The organism is Moorena sp. SIO3I6, assembly GCF_010672095.1.
In genome coordinates this window covers 1-1,523 of sequence record NZ_JAAHHU010001229.1, presented here as the reverse complement: position 1 = coordinate 1,523, position 1,523 = coordinate 1, and the positions used below count along the sequence as shown (strand labels likewise).

At 48.6% G+C, this 1,523-nt stretch carries 4 protein-coding genes and 3 pseudogenes; 4 read left to right on the top strand and 3 right to left on the bottom strand.

All coding sequences use genetic code 11. The features are described 5' to 3' along the window. A partial coding sequence (locus tag F6K49_RS54055) for a hypothetical protein (RefSeq protein WP_366514351.1) occupies window positions 1-67 on the bottom strand: 67 nt, incomplete at its 3' end. On the opposite strand from F6K49_RS54055, the pseudogene F6K49_RS54050 reads away from it, so the two are divergent. Beyond that, window positions 66-194, top strand: a pseudogene (locus F6K49_RS54050) (pentapeptide repeat-containing protein); the annotation flags it as partial. The gene F6K49_RS54055 and the pseudogene F6K49_RS54050 overlap by 2 nt on opposite strands. Here the strand turns inward: F6K49_RS54050 and F6K49_RS54045 are convergent. Next, window positions 143-277 (bottom strand): annotated as a pseudogene (locus tag F6K49_RS54045) (pentapeptide repeat-containing protein); the annotation flags it as partial. The pseudogenes F6K49_RS54050 and F6K49_RS54045 sit on opposite strands and share 52 nt — an antisense overlap. Between F6K49_RS54045 and F6K49_RS54040 the strand changes: the two are divergent. The 3 genes and pseudogenes from F6K49_RS54040 to F6K49_RS47965 all read left to right on the top strand — a co-directional run. After that, window positions 264-314: pseudogene (locus F6K49_RS54040) on the top strand (hypothetical protein); the annotation flags it as partial. The pseudogenes F6K49_RS54045 and F6K49_RS54040 overlap by 14 nt on opposite strands. 96 nt (window positions 315-410) lie before the next feature. Beyond that, window positions 411-605 (top strand): pentapeptide repeat-containing protein, encoded by a 195-nt coding sequence (locus F6K49_RS54035; protein WP_366514350.1) that lies wholly within the window; start codon window positions 411-413, stop codon window positions 603-605. Window positions 606-625: 20 nt separating this feature from the next. Then, complete coding sequence (locus F6K49_RS47965; RefSeq protein WP_293109654.1) at window positions 626-922, top strand: hypothetical protein; 297 nt, start codon at window positions 626-628, stop codon at window positions 920-922. On the opposite strand, the gene F6K49_RS47960 is transcribed toward F6K49_RS47965, so the two are convergent. Then, the coding region (locus F6K49_RS47960; protein WP_293109652.1) for a hypothetical protein at window positions 906-1,523 on the bottom strand (618 nt) is incomplete at its 5' end. The genes F6K49_RS47965 and F6K49_RS47960 overlap by 17 nt on opposite strands.

Here is a 1,523-nt window from a genome sequence, read left to right as displayed (position 1 = left end):
ACCTCAGTTCCGCAGACCTCAGTTCCGCAGACCTCAGTTCCGCAGACCTCAGTTCCGCAGACCTCAGTTCCGCAGACCTCAGTTCCGCAGACCTCAGTTCCGCAGACCTCAGTTCCGCAGACCTCAGTTCCGCAGACCTCAGCTCGGCAAACCTCATAAACGCAGAACTCAGACAGGGAGACCTCAGAGAGGCAAAACTCATAAAGGCAAACCTCATAAAGGCAGACCTCAGCTTGGCATACCTCAGAGAGGCATACCTCAGCTTGGCAGACCTCAGAGAGGCATACCTAATAAACGCAGAACTCAGCTTGGCAAAACTCATAAAGGCAAAACTCATAAAGGCAGACCTCAGCTTGGCAGACCTCAGCTCGGCAAACCTCATAAAGGCAGACCTCAGCTCGGCAAAACTCATAAAGGCAGACCTCAGTTCCGCAGACCTCAAGGGGGCAAACCTCAGCTCAGCAAACCTCAAGGGGGCAAACCTCAGCTCGGCATACCTTGAAAACATTTCCTGGGATGAGGACACTAAATGGGACAACGTGCGGGGGTTGGAGACAGCGATTAATGTGCCAGAAGCGTTAAAAAATGACCTAACCTCACCCTAGCCTGGGTCTAGGGAATTTTTATGGGATTGACCGAAAGTCACGCTACGCGATTGACCAAAAGTCACGCTATGCGATCGCAAACAAGGGATCGGTCTATGGAATTTTTATGCGATCGCAAACAAGGGATCGGTCTGGGGAGCTACTATGCGATTGACCAAAAGTCACGCTACGCGAACGCAAAATCGCAAAATCGCAAATCTAGTTTATCTAGCGCCATACTAATCCTATCCACAGCATTTTTTCCCGACTCCCGACTCCCGACTCCCGACTCCCGACTCCCATTAACCCAATTCAGACCTACTATGTATCTTTGCTAGGACTATTAAAAGATTGATTATAAGGAAACAGAGTATCCAGTAATCGGTTCAAGCTCCCCTGCCCATGAACAGTAGGCTGAGTCTTCGGAGCTGGTGATTCTGTCTGCGACTCAGGGGTCGTCTCAGCCTCAATAGTCTCTGTTGTGTTAGTCTCTGTAGTATTGGTATCTATAGTATTAGTCTCTGTAGAATTAGTCTCTATAGAATTGGTATCTGTAGAATTAGTCTCTATAAAATTGGTCTGCGTTGTATCTGTTGTATTTGTAGCCACCGTATGACTAGTGGATGGCACTTGACCATTGACAGATTCAGTGGTAAAGCTGTTTTCAGGTACAGTTGATGATAACTCCTGAGGGTTCTGCTCCAACGTATCAGGAGTTGGTTGAGACTCTTCCGGTAATGGACGCCCCTTATCCCCCAACACCGACGCTGATGGCACCACTTGTAAGGATTCTACAGAATGATTCCAAATTGTCGTCAGGGAGCCAATACTAGCATTAGCGCCAATTTTTCCCTTCCCCACGACCAGAACCCCAGCGCCTAAACTCGCTCCTGATTCCACCTCCAGAGTCCCTTTGTAAGCATGAATAATTGCTCCCAT